A 14,637-nucleotide genomic window follows, 5' to 3' on the forward strand; every position below is an offset into this window, starting at 1 on the left:
TTTATGATAAAGTTTCTAAAAGTTTAAATAAAATTGCACTTACAATGGCTGCTAATGGTAGCGTTAAAAACCAAGATAACAATATTTTGCTTATCATTTTGTAATCTGCTTTTTTGGTCGCAGTTCCTATTCCGAAAATAGAACCAACCGATACATGGGTGGTAGAAACCGGTAGCCCATGAATGCTTGCCGAAGTTACCAACAAACCTGTAATTAAGTTGGCCGTAAACCCTTGTCCGGAATTCATCGGCGTGATTTTTTTACTCATGGTCAACCCTACTTTTTTGGCATTCATCAAGCCACCAAAAGCCATGACAATAGCAATAATTGCCATGCTTAATTTAATATCTATAACGTTGATTATTAAAAGCAACCCAACAATCTTGGGCGTGTCGTTTAATCCGCGCGCAAAACTTACAATGCCGGCGCTTAAATAATGTAAAGCATCTAAAACTTTTTGTGAACTTAAGCCTAGAATTTGCCCTTCGTAAGTTTCTGTTTTATTTTGAATGGTGGCTTTAATAGCGGTTTTGGATTTCAAACTTAAGGTTTTATCCATATTTAAAGTAGCTATGGACTGCGTTTGTTTTTTATGGATATTCAAATTTGTTTTTTTGGTAACGCCTAATTGTTTTCTAAAGTATTTAAAAATAATGTAAAGCATTAAACTTAATACAGCGGCCATTAAAGGGCTTACAATTAATGGTATTAAAAAAGTGGTTCCTAGTTTTTCGAAGTTAAACTGAGAGCCCACTGCCATAACACCGGCACCAAATAACGCGCCCACTAAACTATGTGTTGTAGAAATGGGCATGCCGATTTTTGTGGCAATAAATACGGTTAAAGCGGCTCCAAAAGCTATTGAAATAGCAAAAATTGGCATTGCGATTAGTTCGTTTGGGACTAATCCTTTTCCTGAAAAATTCTTGACCAATTCTTTTGCCAATAAAATCGCAGCTACAGAACCTGAAAGTGTGGTAATGGTTGCCCAATTAATAGCCTTTTTGTAGTTGGTAGTACCGCTTCCAAAAAGTGTGGCAACACCTTTAAAATTATCGTTAGCACCATTGCTGTACGCTAAAAAACAGGCTGAAAGAAATAAAAGAGCAAGAATCATTAATAAATCGTTTATTAAGATTTTGACGATTATATAAGTGATTGCTTACTATTATCTTTAAAAATTAAATGTTAAAAAAAGAGCGACCCATGGGTCGCTCTTTTAATTATTTTGCAATTAGATGCTTAGCAACAACCGCCACCATCGTAATGAAACGTAGATTCTGAAAAATAGATATCATCTCTATTTAAAGCTTGTAAAGTTGCAGCTGTTTTATCGCATATCGCTAAGGGTTGATTTTTTAGTAAAACATGACCCGCTTTGTCGTCAAAATAGTCATCGGCGCCATAATAAATAGCTGCTTTCCCAGTAAAAACACATGGGCCATCAGCGGGCATCGGGTCTTTAATGGCAGCAACTTCTATGGATTCAATATAGATTAATTCGTCTGTTGGATAATTTTTAGGATCAAGAATTCTGTACGGTTTTCGAGCTCTAATTTCAATGGTTCCAAAACCTGCATCGGTTAATGCTTTTACGTATTCTGCAATGGGCAAACTACCGCTTAAACAAAGGGCCCGTAAGCGTTCGTCGTTACGCAGATCATCATTCATGGGTTGTTCGCAGGTCGGGTCGCTCATTACTAAACGCCCGTGGGGTTTTAGTACTCGGTACATTTCGGCAATGGCTTTTTTTAAATCATCAGCCTTAAAAATATTGAATAAGCAGTTTTGTGCGGCCACGTCTATACTATTATCTTCAACAGGAAGATTCATGGCATCACCTTTTTTAAGGTCGACAAATTTACTTTTAAACCAAGGATTTTGAGCTTCGGCTTCCATGAAGTTTTTGCGTGAAGCTTCTAACATTTCATCGACAACATCCACACCAATTACACCGCCTTTTTGACGATTGAAGTAGGCAAATTGCAGCAATTCCATACCACCGCCCACACCAACATAAAGCATTTTTGGGTTGTTGGTTAAATCGCGTGCATGAACCGTAGAACCACAGCCATAGTTCATTTCCTGCATGATTTTTGGGATTTTTAACTCGGGCAATTCCCAAATAGGGTTTGTGGTGCAGCAGAGCCCGACATCGGGTGTTAATGCCGCTTCTTTGTAAACGTTGTGTGTGGTTTCTAGGTAGCTCATTTTTTTTCAGTTTGCAGTTGGCAGTATTCAGTTTACAGTCCCAGAATAACTGAAAACTGTGGACTGAAAACCGCCAACTAATTAAAGTGTTTTTATTAATTCCTTAAATAATGTAATCATATTTGGTTCTGCTTTTGCAGCCATGGCTATGATTTCTGAAATATCAACAGGTTTTAGATTATCTGGGTCGCATTCATCGGTTAAAACTGACACTGCCGCTACTTTTATATTTAGATGATTGGCAACAATAATCTCGGGAACGGTGCTCATACCAACGGCATCGGCACCAATAATTTTAAGCATTCTGTATTCGGCGCGAGTTTCCAATTGCGGGCCAACAACACTGGCGTAAACGCCTTCGTGAAGTTTTATGTTGCGGTTTTTGGCAATGGTTTTAAATGTAGAATTGATGCCCTCATTGTACGGTGCACTCATATCCGTAAAGCGTTCGCCTAAATTCTCGACACCGTTAAAAGCCAATGGCGAACTGCCTTGTAAATTTATATGATCCTCAATAAGCATGAGTTCCCCTTTTTTGAAGTTGAGGTTTATAGCACCGGCGGCGTTGGAAACCAACAAGGTTGTTATGCCCAGTTTTTCCATAATACGTACCGGATAGGTAACATCTTGTAGCGTGTAGCCTTCGTACAAATGAAAACGGCCTTGCATAACAATAACTTTTTTTCCGGCTAAATGGCCATAAACAAGTTTGCCTTTATGGAACTCGACCGTGGCGGTTGGAAAGTAAGGAATATGGTTGTAGCTAGCCTCAACCAAAATGTCTATTTCGTTTATAAGTTGACCCAATCCGGTTCCTAAAATGATACCAATTTCTGGGCTTTCGAATCCTTTTTCTTGAAGGTATTCAACAGTTTCGTTAATGTATTTTAACATGTGTTAATATTTGTGAATTTGAAAAATTTGATTAAAAATAAGAGTTTCCAGCAACTGTTTGCCATCTTTTCAATCATTTAATTGTTCTATGCGGTGTTGTAATTTAATATTCGATTTGTAAAATGCTGAGGCTTGTAAATCTTCAAATGTGTCGATGTCGTTTAAAGGCTCAAGCAACCCGAAAGATACAGCATTTTGTTGTAATTCGTTTAAAGTAGCTTCTAATAAATTGGATTGGCTCCACGGTTTGTTATCGAAAATAAAATGATGCATTTTGTTCATGCCGATTAGGTAATAGCCACCATCGATGGCGGGACCAAAAACAACATCATGGGTTTTTAGGGATTGCAATCCGGTTTTAATATAAGTGGCATTGATGTCGGGCAAATCGGAGCCGATTAACACGATGTTTTCATATCCATCTTCAATTCCTTTTATAAAGGCGTTTTTCATGCGCTCGCCTAAATCTTTACCTTTTTGAACGGCTTTATATTGGCCTTTCCATTTGGAATCAATTATGGCATCAGAAAAATAAATACGCTTATCGATTGCTATGTTTTCGGTAGCTTTTTCGGTGATTTTAACCAGTTCGCTGTATACCTCAAAGGCCGCTTGATTGCCAATGGTTTTGGCGAGTCGCGTTTTTACTTTGCCCAGTTTGATGTTTTTCACAAAAACGATAATGAGTGCTTTAGTCATAAATTTTAATGCCTTTTTTTAACCATTTACTCCATTCTTTATTGAATGTGTGTATGCTATCGGTTTCTTTTTCTTCGGAATTATAAACGGGTAAATTGTTGTTTTTCCATTCAAAAATTCCACCGTATAAATTGTAAATACTGGTGTAACCTGCTTTTTTGAGTTTTTCGGCAATATCTTCGGACCGTACTCCTATCGAGCAATACACGATTACAGGTTGCTGTTTGTTGTTGAGTTTTTTTATGGTTTTTTTAAGATTGAAATCGTCGTAACCCACATAAATAGCGTTTTTTAGTCGACTGGTTTTGTATTCTGAAAATTCCCGGGCATCTAAAATAACGGCGTTTAGCTGTTTTGAAGCGTCTTTAACCGTAATGTACGGGATGCTTTCTGTATTGTATTTTTTTAAGACCTCTGCAATTGATTTTTGAGAAAAACTTAAAGTAGATATTAAGAATATTATTATGTATGCTATTTTTTTTGCCACGAATTCACGAATATTTTATTTAAGAAATATAGATTGTTTAAAATGTAATACCTGCAAACGGCTACTGATTACTGACGAGTAGCTACGCCACAACGCCTTGACAGCTACTTCCGGCTCCCGCGGTACAACCGTAACAGTGTTGCGAAATTACAATATTTCGGCCTTCCAATAGTGCTTCGTTGTATTCTGAAATATGTTTGGCTTTACTGTTTACGGGCAATTCCAACATTTGGTTAAAATCGCAGTCGTATAAATAACCGTCCCAACTTACAGACAGCGTATTGGTGCACATCACGTTTGCAACGGCAGCAGGATTGTAGGCTTCAACGAGCGCGTACATGTAATCTTCATAATTTTCCGAAGCGATCAAATAATCCAAAAACCGTGAAATCGGTAAATTGGTAATGGCGAATAAATTATGGAATTGAATGTTGAAATCTTCTTTTAACGCTTTTTTAAAATCCTTTTCCATAGCGGTTTGATCGCCCGGTAAAAACGCACCCGACGGATTGTAAACCAAATCTAATTTAAGCTTGCTGTCTGGCATGCCGTAACCAACGGCGTTTAATTCTTGTAACGCTTTTATGGATTGATCGAATACACCTTCGCCACGTTGTTTATCGGTTTTTCCGCGTGTCCAATGTGGCATGGAGCTTATTACGTGTATATTGTGTTTTTTAAAGAATTCCGGTAAATCGTGATATTTTTTATTGGCGCGGATAATGGTGAGGTTGGAACGCACGATAAAATCTGTAATACCGGCTTTGGATGCTTCTTCGACAAACCAACGGAAATCGGGGTTCATTTCGGGTGCACCACCTGTTAAGTCGAGCGTGTGCGCGCCTGTTTTTTTTATAACATTTAAACACTGTTGCATGGTTTCGCGGGTCATGATTTCTTTGCGGTCTGGACCCGCATCAACATGACAGTGCTCGCAAACTTGATTGCACATATAGCCCACGTTTATCTGTAGGATTTCCAGTTTTTTCGCTTTAAGCGGAAACTGATTGGTTTCGGCAATTTTAGCTTTAAAGGTTGGCAGTTCGCCGTTTTTGAAAATACCGTTAGATAGAATTTCCAGTTGCCTGTTGCTTTGTGCTAAATCGCTTTGGCGTTTATGTAAGGATTGTGTTTTTGTCATATTCATTTTTTTTCTATTCATTTTGCCTTGGTGCAAAACGAACCAAAAAATCATGTCAATCTGAGGAAATTGCTAAAGCATCATTCGCTTTCGGAATTACGTGCTTGAAGCTACGCTTCGCATCTTCATTCCTTCGCTCTTTATTTCTGCAGATTGACTTTCCCGACTGCGCCGGAATTTAGGGCTTGACTTTTTGTTTGGTTTCTTTTCTGTTTTTAACTTGTTTTTTGTTTTCCCCAAAATTCTTTTTAAATAAACTCTGACTACAGGCCGGTTATTGCCCTCTGCAAACGGGCCCGCGTTAGGGATTGAACGGTTCGACTGCGCTCACCGCAGGCTAAATGTTTGAGCTCCCCGACGCAGGAGGGAGCGAGTAGTGAAAGCCCGACCCGACGGTCGCTGAGGTACTCGAAGCGCAGGGTAACGCCCAAAAAATTACCCGTCCAGTTTGTTTACTTTATTCATCATTTGCACACCATGAACCAGGGTTGCTCCGCTTTTTATGGCGGCGCCTACGTGTAGGGCTTCCATCATTTCTTCTTTGGTTATGCCGCGTTGCAGGCCGTCTTTGGTGTAAGCATCGATGCAGTACGGGCATTGCTCGGTGTGCGAAACGGCTAGCGCGATTAACGATTTTTCGCGGGCAGTGAGCGCACTTTCTTTAAAAACCGAATTGTAATAATCGAAAAATTTGGTGCCCAATTCTTCGTTCCACTCGGTGATATTTCCGAATTTTTTAAGATCTGCTGGGTCGTAATATGTTTTAGACATAGTTATTTGTTATGTGTTAAGTAGACGAAAGCTTTTGCTAAAGTTTACAGTAAATTTAGTTAAATTATTGCTGGTTTATTTTGGCTTAAACATAATGATATTATAAGATACCATCCGTTAAAAAAGTCTTATTTTTATTGGCATTTTATTTTTATGTTAAACTGGATAGACTTACTGAAGCATTATAAAGATAAGCGGGAAGCTGTGGCTTTAATTACCGTTACCCAATGCCTTGGCTCGACACCTTGTGTGGTTGGTTCGAGAATGATTGTTACCAAAAACAGGGATATTCACGGTACGATTGGTGGCGGAAAACTTGAGTTTAATGCCATAGATGAGGCGATTATTGCCATTAATGAAAATAGAATTATGACATCGAGTTACACCTTAGGGCCGGAATTTGAGCAATGTTGTGGCGGTAAAGTGGAATTAATTATTGAACCTATGAACCAATTTCCGAAATTATTTGTGTTTGGCGCGGGACACATTGGTGTTGAAATTTGTAATATGATGGAAAACACCCCTTTTGAAGTGCATTTAATTGATTCTCGAGCCAATTGGTTCTCTAAAATTCCATTGAAAGCTCACGTCCATAAACATGAAGCCAAATTAAACGATTTTAAAACCTTTAAGGATGCGGTGCAATGGGGAAGCCAATGTTATGTATTGGTTTTAACGCACGACCATAAATTGGATTTTGATATTATTGCGATGGCACTAAAACAGGATACCGAGTTTTTAGGGTTGATTGGCAGTAAAACCAAGCGTGTGCGATTTAACAATATGCTTATTAAAGACATGCAGATTATAGAAGGCATGGGCCATGTAGTTTGCCCTATTGGTTTGGAACTTGGTGGTAATTCTCCCAAGGAAATTGCGATAAGTGTTGTGGCGCAACTCATTCAAATACACTATAAAGGTTTACCCGAAAAGCGTTTCGCTTAATGCGTAATAAATGGCCATAATTGCTGAAAAAATAGCACTTCCCAAAAATCGCCACTTGAGTTTAAATCGGTTTTGAATGATATAATTCGCAATAAATGAAATTAAAATGTTGGCTAAAAACGACCAAAAGGCAATGGCTAAAAGATTCCAGCCAATTGTTTTGAACTCACCGGAAAATAACTTGATAAACAACAAATGCCTTGCTACCCATAATGGATTAAAATAAAGTACGGCAAGTCCTGTTTTGGTTAGCGTCGCTTTAATGCCTTTTAAATGGGCTGTTTTTTTTACAATCCAATCAAAATAATTTGGGATTTCGAAAGCGTAAAAGGTGGCTCCAACGAGCATCAGGCCTAGGACACGATATACTGAAAACTCATCAATTAAAAGTGCTGCAATAGTATCTCCGGCACTATAAATTAGTGCGCCTTTAAGGATGTTGGATGTTTTGTAGTGTAGTGCGATAGGTTTAGTTATTGTCCTGCAAGGTTTCAAAAACCTTGTAGGTATTAATCATCTTTTTACACCTACAAGGTCGAAAAAAAAGGCCTTGCAGGATAGGTTGTGAGTACAATTTAGCTTTCATACAAACCCATGAGTACTTTTTCCGGAGTCATAGGTGCGTGGAATTTTAGTTTATAATTTGGGTTAAACGCTTTAAGGGCATTCTGAATGGCGAAATAAGCACCAATGCCGTACATTAATGGCGGTTCGCCAACAGCTTTCGATTTTAAGATGGCCAGCTTATGCCCACTGGTTTCCAAAGGCACTGTTTCAACTGTTTTTGGTACTGAAAATATATCAGGAACTTTATATGTCGATAATGCATTTGAAAGCAATTTGCCTTCATCGTTATATGCGATTTCTTCCATAGTCATCCATCCGATGCCTTGTGCCAATGCGCCTTCAACCTGCCCCAAATCAATGGCTTTGTTCATGCTTTTGCCGTAGTCGTGTACTATTTTAACAGCGTCAAATTCGTAGGTGCCGCGCGTGCAATCAACGGTTGTGGTAATAATGGCGGTTCCATAAACGTGATAGGCGAAAGGATGTCCTTTTTCCTTAGATTTATCAAAGTGGATTTCTGGAGTGGCGTAGTGAGCGTTTTCAGTTAAAGCGACACGTTTCAACATGGTTTTACTGATGAGCTCCGTCCACGATAAATCCGATTTTTCATTATTTACATAAACGAATTCATCTTTTAATTCAATGTGTTCTTCTGAAACATTAAAGTCTTCCGAAGCCACTTTTTTCAAACGGTCAAGTAACGCGTTACAAGCTTTTAATGTTGCTTTTCCGTTTAAATCGGCCGTAGAACTTGCCGCAGAAGGCGAGGTATTGGCAACTCTTGTGGTGTTTGTGGTTTCAATCTTTATTTTTTCAATAGGAATAGAAAATACCTGTGCTGCAATCTGCATGATTTTGGTGTTTACGCCTTGACCCATTTCAACAGCGGCAGTGCTAATGCCAACGCTTCCGTCAAGGTAAATATGAACCAAGGCACGTGCGTGATTCATGGGTGTATTGGTAAATGAGATGCCGAAACAAATAGGCATGAGCGCTATGCCCTTTTTGAAATTTTGATGGTTTTTGTTAAAATCTTCAACCTCTTTTTCCAAAGTTTCAATATGGTAAATCGATTTGGCCGAATCCCAAGTGTTTTTAGCTTCCACTTGTTTGGCAATTTGACCATAGGAAAAGGTATCGTTTTCTTGAAGCAAGTTAATTTCTTGAATTTTTTGTGCGGGCACGCCAATTTCATGTGCAGCTTTTGCAATAGCAGATTCTATAACAAACATGCCTTGTGGTCCGCCAAAACCACGAAATGCTGTGTTTGGTGGCAAATTGGTTTTGCAACTTAAAACGGTTGTGGTCACGTTCGGAACAAAATAACTGTTGGTCGCGTGAAATAAGGTGCGTTCGGCAATGGCGGGCGATAAATCGGCGGCAGCACCCGAATTTTGAAGAAACTCAGCTTCGTAAGCCAAAATTTTTAAGTCTTTTGAAAGCCCTATTTTATAGATACTTTCATAAGGATGCCGCTTGCCCGTCATGCGTAAATCGTCATGGCGATTCAGTATTAATTTTACTGATTGGTTTAAATGAAAAGTTCCCAAAGCAGCCATAACGGCCCAAGGAGTGGCTTGGTCTTCTTTTCCGCCAAAACCACCTCCCAGACGAGTAACGTCCACTTCAATTTTGTGCATGGAAACGCCTAAAACCTGGGCAACAGTTTTTTGGACAGCTGTTGGCCCTTGGGTTGATGAGGTGATTTTAATGTTTCCATTTTCTAAAGGTTCGGCATAAGCGCCCTGCGCTTCGATGTATAAATGTTCTTGTCCGTTTGAGAAGGTTTCGCCCTCAAAAACATAGGTGCAATTTGCAAAGGCTTTTTCGGTGTCACCTAAACTAAAAGTACGCGGAGCATTTATAAAACTGCCTTTCGCCTTGGCTTGTTTTGCGGTGGTAATAACTGGTAATTCCTCGATTTCAATTTTAATTAATTCCCTTGCTTGTCGCGCAATAAATTCGGTTTCGGCAACGATAAGTGCGATTGGCATGCCGCAAAAATGAACCTCGTTTTCGGCAAATAAAGGTTCGTCTGGAATAATGCCACCAATTTGGTTTTTTCCGGGAATATCTTTGTAGGTAAAAATGCGTTCAACACCCTCCAAAGCTTCCGCTTTAGAATAATCAACATGCTTTATTTTTCCGTGTGCTTTTGGCGAATCGAAAACCACGGCGTGAAATGTGCCTTGTCTGATATTTACATCATCAACATACAACGATTCACCACGAAGATGGGTGTACGAATCCAGGTTTTTTATGCTCTGTTTTAAAGCCGTTTCAACTTGCGATTTTTTAAAATCCAAAATGGTATTTGATTTGTTTTTATGCATGTTGAACAAAGTCGTTTAAAGTGAATTGCTTCGGAAATAACTCGGTGAAATGTGCAAAGAACAACTGTCTTGCCAATAAACGTTTGTAATCGCTCGAACCGCGAACATCGCTAATTGGAGAAATTTCGTTTTGGAGGATTTCGTTGGCTTCAAGTATGGTTTCAGCAGTCAAAGGTTTTCCGGTTAAAAACCGAGACGTGTCGTGTAAATACTTCGGAATGGCAGCAACACCACCAATGGACACATGTGCTTCTAAGATCATGCTGTTTTCAACTGAAAGAAGAATGGCAGAATTAACGCTAGCAATATCTAAATGGGTTCTTTTAGAAACTTTTTCAAAATTAAAAAACGAATGTGGAGTTGGTAATTTAAAACGAATTGTTTTCAGCAATTCACCTTCGTTTAGATCAAATTTTTTATAATCTTTATAGAAATTTTTAAGCGCTAAATGTCTTTCGGTTCCGTTATCATTTAAAATGGTAATTTCGCTGTTTAATGCTAAAAAGAAGATGGTCATATCGCCAATGGGCGAAGCGTTGACTAGGTTTCCACCAAATGAAGCCATGTTTCTAATTTGCTCTGAAGACACCAATTTCAGATGTTTTTTTAGATTTGGAAAATAGTGGTTTATTTCATGGTGATTCCATAAATCGGAAACGGTTGAATTGGTTCCGATGGTGCAAATGCCGTTGTTTGTGTTTATGCCTTTTAAAGCATCTTTTTCAGTTATAAGATGCACCGCATTGTCAACTAAATTATCGGCTTGCTGCACATATAAATCGGTACCACCGGCAACATATTTTCCTTTGGGCTGTTGTATTGCTTTAGCTTTTAAGTTTTTTAAACGCTTCGGGATATCCTTAAAATATTCGGGAAAAAATTCGTTTTCAATTAACCAATTAAATGAATTTTCATCTGTATTTCCTAATTTATCGCATACATGTTGCGCTGCTTTTTCAATAGATTTATAGCCTGTGCACCTGCAAATATTTCCGCTGATGGCATCTAAAGCATGGTTGTAATTTTTTTCAGAATTTGACAAAGCAAAACCCGTTAACGCAACCACGAATCCAGGAGTGCAAAATCCGCATTGCGTCGCATAATTGTCTTTCATGGCCAATTGCACAGCGGTTAGTTTTTTTGATAGGTTTGTACCTTCAACCGTTACAATGTGTTTGCCATGTGCATTACCTAAAGGCGAAATGCAGGAGGTAATGCTTTGGTAGTTTATGGTGTCATTCTCCAACGTGCCAACCAAAACGGTACATGCCCCGCAATCGCCTTCGCGACAGCCAATTTTTGTACCTGTTAAGCGTTGTTGGTAGCGTACAAAGTCGAGCAATGTCATTCCAGAATTTGCCGCCGTTTTGACAATTTTATTATTGAGAATGAATTGAATCATTAATACTCGGTTTTATCTTCTTTTTCAGTCCATTTTTGAAACGCTTCTAAAGCGATATCGCGAGCAAGCTGCTCAAAAGGAATGCTTCGTTTTTCATAAGGCAAAGGGATTTCTTTATAGATAAACTCATCATCAAAACCAATTTTTGCCGCATCAATTTGATTGCTTCCGTAATAAACTTTATCGGGTCGCGCCCAATAAATAGCCCCCAAACACATCGGACAGGGCTCGCAAGAGGTGTAAATTTCACAGCCTTCTAATTGAAAAGAGCCTAAGTTTTTACAGGCATCTCTAATTGCCGTAACTTCGGCATGCGCCGTGGGATCGTTGGTAGATGTGACTTTGTTGTTGCCTCTTCCAACAATTTCACCATCTTTAACAATTACGCATCCAAAAGGGCCACCTTCATTATTTTGCATGCCTTTAAGCGCTGCATTTACAGCTTCGAGCATGAATTTTTCTTTCTTTAATGTATTCATTTTTTTTCTTTTATTAGAGGATAAATAAGCACACCAATATACAATTTTTAAAACCTTAATTGAAGCAGATATTAATTAAAAACTATATTTTAGCAACACTGTAAATTGAAGAAATCATATTGTATTTCATCGATTCAGTACTTGCTTTTTTATAGCTACGGACGTATTAGTAGCAACCTAGTTATGAAGTTAACCAAATTTTTAAAATGAACGTAAATAACGAATTGGATTTAGCCTGGGATTTTGTAAATAATACAGACAGAAATGTGTTTTTAACAGGAAAAGCCGGTACGGGAAAAACCACGTTTTTACACAGACTAAAAATGAAATCGTTAAAGCGTATGGTTGTGGTGGCGCCAACGGGCGTAGCCGCAATTAATGCCAAAGGGGTTACCATTCATTCGTTTTTCCAGATGCCTTTTGGCCCTATTTTGCCCGATGCCGATTTGGGTGCTTCTTCGGGTTTCAATCGTAAATTCAGCAAAACAAAAATCAATATTATCAAATCTTTAGACCTTTTGGTAATTGATGAAATTAGTATGGTTCGCGCCGATTTATTGGATGGCATCGATAAAACCCTAAGGCGGTTTAAAAATAAAAATAAAGTATTTGGTGGCGTGCAATTATTAATGATTGGCGATTTGCAGCAATTGTCGCCGGTTATTAAGGACAACGAATGGCAATTATTAAAAGCGCACTACAAAAACGGCTTCTTTTTTAGTAGCCATGCCTATCAACAATGCAACGCCATTACAGTAGAATTAAAACATATTTACAGGCAGGATAACCCTAAATTTATTGAAATTCTAAACGAAATTAGAGACAATTGCTTGACCCAAGCTTCGGCAGATGAATTGAACAAATGTTACCAACCTAATTTCGTGCCCGATAAAAACGACGGTTACATTGCTTTAACAACGCACAACAATAAAGCGGAACAAACCAACCGCTCCGAATTGGCCAAACTAAAAACAAAAGCGCATACTTATAAAGCTGAAATTGAAGGAAAGTTTCCGGAATATGCTTATCCTAATGACGAAAAATTAGAACTGAAGGTTGGGGCACAGGTCATGTTTATTAAAAATGACAGTTCCAGCGAAAAAAGATATTTCAACGGAAAAATAGGAAAGGTCATTTTGTTGGATAAAGATGAGGTTGTTGTAAACTGTCCCGAAGATGATTTTAATATTGTAACCACCCCGGAAATTTGGGAAAACATAAATTACACCGTTGATGCCGAAACCAAAGATATTTCAGAAAATAAAATAGGGTCGTACACCCAAATGCCATTGCGATTGGCTTGGGCCATAACCATTCATAAAAGTCAGGGTTTAACCTTTGAAAAAGCCATTATAGATGCCCAAGGTGCTTTTGCGCATGGGCAAACCTATGTGGCGTTAAGCCGGTGCAAATCGTTGGAAGGTTTGGTGCTGAAAAACAAAATAGATTCCAGCCAAATTATTAGCGATACCAATGTGCTGTCGTTTGTTAAACATGCCGAAGAAAACCAACCCGATATCAGCGTTTTAAATCAATCGAAAGCTGAGTTTCAATTAAACTTAATATCCGAAATATTTCAATATTATCAGTTTCTTTATCCGATAAATCGAATATTAGATATTTATTATAAGAACCGAACGGTTATCCAAGGGCAGATTGAAACGCCCTTAAATACCATTAAAGCAGCCGTTACCAATTTGCTGAAAGTTAGCAACGGTTTTAATGCGCAACTTAAAACCTTGTCGCAATCATCGGAAGTACCGGAAACAAACAAAAACCTACAAGCGCGTTTTGTAAAGGCGGTTCATTATTTTAATGAGCAAACAAAAACAAACATTGACGAACCTTTTAAAACATTGACATTTACAACAGATAATAAAACCATTGAAAAGGATATTAATAAATTCTTGGATACCATTGAAGAATTAATAAAATCAAAATTGCTGTATTTTAATGATTTGAGTAAAGGTTTTTCTGCTCATAAATTTTTAGAATTAAGGGCGAAAGCGGTGTTTTTGGCAAAAGACAAACCTAAAAAACCTCGAAAATCGGTGGTTGACGGCACGACAAATTTGGAGTTGTTTGAATTGTTGCGCATTTTAAGAAATGAGATTGCCGAAGAAAATGACTTAATCCATTATCAAATTTTCACCCAAAAAGCACTCTACGAAATTTGCGAAACGCTGCCCACCAATAAAAAAGAATTGTTACAAGTTAACGGCATGGGAAAAGTTCGTGTTGAAAAATATGGAAGTGAGATATTAAAAGTGATTCATGCTTATTGTGATGAAAATGATATTGAAATTTCTAAAGAACCCTCATTTTTTGAAGAAGAAAAACTCAAGAAAAAACGAGGCGACACTAAAAAGGAATCTTTGGATTTATTCAAATCAGGAAAATCAATCGATGAAATAGCTAACGAAAGAGAGCTGAACCCCAATACAATAACGGGACATTTAGCGCACTTTATTCCAACGGGCGAAGTGAAAACAACCGATTTAATTTCAGAAACACATTACAAGGAATTAAAAGCGATAATTCCCAAACACAACTTCGAAAACCTTTCGGATTTAAAACATCAATTGGATGATAAATATTCCTACGGCGAATTGCGCTTGGTTTTAGATGAGTTGAAGAGCTGAATACTAACATCCTGCAAGGTTTTTTTTAACCTTGTAGGTCTGTATGAAAAAACAATTGACACCTAC

General features: G+C 38.2%; 13 protein-coding genes. 2 read left to right on the plus strand and 11 right to left on the minus strand.

The genetic code is table 11. The annotated features are described in order from the left end of the window. Position 1: 1 nt before the first annotated feature. The 7 genes from ACN5J7_RS15105 to ACN5J7_RS15135 form a co-directional block, all read right to left on the minus strand. Positions 2 to 1,117 (minus strand): inorganic phosphate transporter, encoded by a 1,116-nt coding sequence (locus tag ACN5J7_RS15105; RefSeq protein ID WP_418604545.1) that lies wholly within the window; start codon positions 1,115 to 1,117, stop codon positions 2 to 4. Between the two features lie 125 nt (positions 1,118 to 1,242). Then, positions 1,243 to 2,211, minus strand: coding sequence for an arsenosugar biosynthesis arsenite methyltransferase ArsM (gene arsM, locus ACN5J7_RS15110; protein WP_418604546.1), 969 nt, complete (start codon positions 2,209 to 2,211; stop codon positions 1,243 to 1,245). A gap of 81 nt (positions 2,212 to 2,292) precedes the next feature. Further along, positions 2,293 to 3,105 (minus strand): purine-nucleoside phosphorylase, encoded by an 813-nt coding sequence (locus ACN5J7_RS15115; protein ID WP_418604547.1) that lies wholly within the window; start codon positions 3,103 to 3,105, stop codon positions 2,293 to 2,295. A 69-nt stretch (positions 3,106 to 3,174) separates the two neighbouring features. Continuing rightward, positions 3,175 to 3,804, minus strand: coding sequence for a TIGR04282 family arsenosugar biosynthesis glycosyltransferase (locus ACN5J7_RS15120; RefSeq protein WP_418604548.1), 630 nt, complete (start codon positions 3,802 to 3,804; stop codon positions 3,175 to 3,177). Further along, complete coding sequence (locus tag ACN5J7_RS15125) at positions 3,797 to 4,291, minus strand: rhodanese-like domain-containing protein (protein ID WP_418604549.1); 495 nt, start codon at positions 4,289 to 4,291, stop codon at positions 3,797 to 3,799. Before ACN5J7_RS15125 ends, ACN5J7_RS15120 begins: the two co-directional genes overlap by 8 nt. An 82-nt stretch (positions 4,292 to 4,373) precedes the next feature. After that, positions 4,374 to 5,432, minus strand: coding sequence for an arsenosugar biosynthesis radical SAM (seleno)protein ArsS (arsS, locus tag ACN5J7_RS15130; RefSeq protein ID WP_418604550.1), 1,059 nt, complete (start codon positions 5,430 to 5,432; stop codon positions 4,374 to 4,376). A gap of 435 nt (positions 5,433 to 5,867) precedes the next feature. Further along, positions 5,868 to 6,203 carry an arsenosugar biosynthesis-associated peroxidase-like protein gene (locus ACN5J7_RS15135; RefSeq protein ID WP_311934915.1) on the minus strand — a complete coding sequence of 112 codons (336 nt, stop codon included), beginning with the start codon at positions 6,201 to 6,203 and terminating at the stop codon, positions 5,868 to 5,870. Between the two features lie 153 nt (positions 6,204 to 6,356). Between ACN5J7_RS15135 and xdhC the strand changes: the two genes are divergently transcribed. After that, a complete protein-coding gene (xdhC, locus tag ACN5J7_RS15140; RefSeq protein ID WP_418604551.1) occupies positions 6,357 to 7,148 on the plus strand; it encodes a xanthine dehydrogenase accessory protein XdhC in 792 nt (263 codons plus the stop codon). Here the strand turns inward: xdhC and ACN5J7_RS15145 are convergent. From ACN5J7_RS15145 to ACN5J7_RS15160, 4 genes are all read right to left on the minus strand, one after another. Next, positions 7,125 to 7,643, minus strand: coding sequence for a hypothetical protein (locus tag ACN5J7_RS15145; RefSeq protein ID WP_311934911.1), 519 nt, complete (start codon positions 7,641 to 7,643; stop codon positions 7,125 to 7,127). The two genes, xdhC and ACN5J7_RS15145, sit on opposite strands and share 24 nt — an antisense overlap. A gap of 80 nt (positions 7,644 to 7,723) precedes the next feature. Then, a complete protein-coding gene (locus tag ACN5J7_RS15150) occupies positions 7,724 to 10,048 on the minus strand; it encodes a xanthine dehydrogenase molybdopterin binding subunit (RefSeq protein WP_311934909.1) in 2,325 nt (774 codons plus the stop codon). Next, positions 10,041 to 11,450 (minus strand): FAD binding domain-containing protein, encoded by a 1,410-nt coding sequence (locus ACN5J7_RS15155; RefSeq protein ID WP_311934907.1) that lies wholly within the window; start codon positions 11,448 to 11,450, stop codon positions 10,041 to 10,043. Before ACN5J7_RS15155 ends, ACN5J7_RS15150 begins: the two co-directional genes overlap by 8 nt. Then, complete coding sequence (locus tag ACN5J7_RS15160; RefSeq protein ID WP_311934905.1) at positions 11,450 to 11,929, minus strand: nucleoside deaminase; 480 nt, start codon at positions 11,927 to 11,929, stop codon at positions 11,450 to 11,452. The genes ACN5J7_RS15155 and ACN5J7_RS15160 overlap by 1 nt, the downstream gene beginning before the upstream one ends. A gap of 206 nt (positions 11,930 to 12,135) precedes the next feature. Between ACN5J7_RS15160 and ACN5J7_RS15165 the strand changes: the two genes are divergently transcribed. After that, positions 12,136 to 14,571, plus strand: a complete 2,436-nt coding sequence (locus ACN5J7_RS15165) for a helix-turn-helix domain-containing protein (RefSeq protein ID WP_311934903.1) — start codon at positions 12,136 to 12,138, stop codon at positions 14,569 to 14,571. The last annotated feature ends 66 nt before the right edge of the window (positions 14,572 to 14,637 follow it).

Origin of the sequence: Hwangdonia sp. (genome assembly GCF_048381975.1) — a bacterium.
GTDB lineage: Bacteria > Bacteroidota > Bacteroidia > Flavobacteriales > Flavobacteriaceae > Hwangdonia > Hwangdonia seohaensis.

What these genes read in the sequence shown, in the direction of transcription:
- ACN5J7_RS15150 (WP_311934909.1), bottom strand. Translation starts at nt 10,048, where the DNA reads ATGCATAAAAACAAATCAAATACCATTTTGGATTTTAAAAAATCGCAA.
- ACN5J7_RS15155 (WP_311934907.1), bottom strand. Translation starts at nt 11,450, where the DNA reads ATGATTCAATTCATTCTCAATAATAAAATTGTCAAAACGGCGGCAAAT.
- ACN5J7_RS15135 (WP_311934915.1), bottom strand. Translation starts at nt 6,203, where the DNA reads ATGTCTAAAACATATTACGACCCAGCAGATCTTAAAAAATTCGGAAAT.
- ACN5J7_RS15165 (WP_311934903.1), top strand. Translation starts at nt 12,136, where the DNA reads ATGAACGTAAATAACGAATTGGATTTAGCCTGGGATTTTGTAAATAAT.
- xdhC (WP_418604551.1), top strand. Translation starts at nt 6,357, where the DNA reads ATGTTAAACTGGATAGACTTACTGAAGCATTATAAAGATAAGCGGGAA.
- arsS (WP_418604550.1), bottom strand. Translation starts at nt 5,432, where the DNA reads ATGACAAAAACACAATCCTTACATAAACGCCAAAGCGATTTAGCACAA.
- ACN5J7_RS15160 (WP_311934905.1), bottom strand. Translation starts at nt 11,929, where the DNA reads ATGAATACATTAAAGAAAGAAAAATTCATGCTCGAAGCTGTAAATGCA.
- ACN5J7_RS15120 (WP_418604548.1), bottom strand. Translation starts at nt 3,804, where the DNA reads ATGACTAAAGCACTCATTATCGTTTTTGTGAAAAACATCAAACTGGGC.
- ACN5J7_RS15115 (WP_418604547.1), bottom strand. Translation starts at nt 3,105, where the DNA reads ATGTTAAAATACATTAACGAAACTGTTGAATACCTTCAAGAAAAAGGA.
- ACN5J7_RS15105 (WP_418604545.1), bottom strand. Translation starts at nt 1,117, where the DNA reads ATGATTCTTGCTCTTTTATTTCTTTCAGCCTGTTTTTTAGCGTACAGC.
- arsM (WP_418604546.1), bottom strand. Translation starts at nt 2,211, where the DNA reads ATGAGCTACCTAGAAACCACACACAACGTTTACAAAGAAGCGGCATTA.